Source organism: Parafrankia sp. FMc2 (assembly GCF_041008525.1).
Classification (GTDB): Bacteria; Actinomycetota; Actinomycetes; order Frankiales; family Frankiaceae; genus Parafrankia.
In genome coordinates this window covers 1-645 of the sequence record NZ_JBFLUG010000496.1, presented here as the reverse complement: position 1 = coordinate 645, position 645 = coordinate 1, and the positions used below count along the sequence as shown (strand labels likewise).

Genomic DNA, 645 nt, shown 5'->3' with positions numbered 1-645 from the left:
GGCCTGTCACCCGACGGCCGCTGCAAGGCCTTCGCCGACGCCGCCGACGGCACCGGCTGGGGCGAAGGCGCCGGCCTCCTCCTCCTCGAACGCCTCTCCGACGCCCGCGCCAACGGCCACCAGATCCTCGCCGTCATCCGCGGCACCGCCGTCAACCAGGACGGCGCCTCCAACGGCCTCACCGCCCCCAACGGCCCCTCCCAACAACGCCTGATCCGCACCGCCCTCACCAACGCCGGCCTGAGCCCGTCCGACGTGGATGCCGTGGAGGCCCACGGCACCGGCACCACCCTCGGCGACCCCATCGAAGCCCAGGCACTGCTGCGGACCTACGGCCAGAACCGCCCGGACGACCGGCCGCTCTACCTCGGCTCCGTCAAATCCAACATCGGCCACACCCAGGCCGCCGCCGGCGCCGCCGGCCTCATCAAAATGATCGCCGCGCTCCGCCACGGCGTCCTGCCCGCCACCCTCCACATCGACCAGCCAAGCCACCACGTCGACTGGACCACCGGCCACATCCAGCTCCTCACCGACACCCGGCCCTGGCCCGACGTCCACCGCCCCCGCCGCGCCGCCGTCTCCTCCTTCGGCATCAGCGGCACCAACGCCCACGTCATCCTCGAACAAGCCCCCGAGCCGTCC

Annotated in this window: 1 protein-coding gene; it reads left to right on the top strand. The window is 73.2% G+C overall.

Annotated features, from left to right (window positions below):
* Positions 1-645, top strand: a 645-nt coding sequence (locus AB1460_RS38120; protein WP_368967471.1) for a ketoacyl-synthetase C-terminal extension domain-containing protein, incomplete at both ends; no start/stop codon positions are given.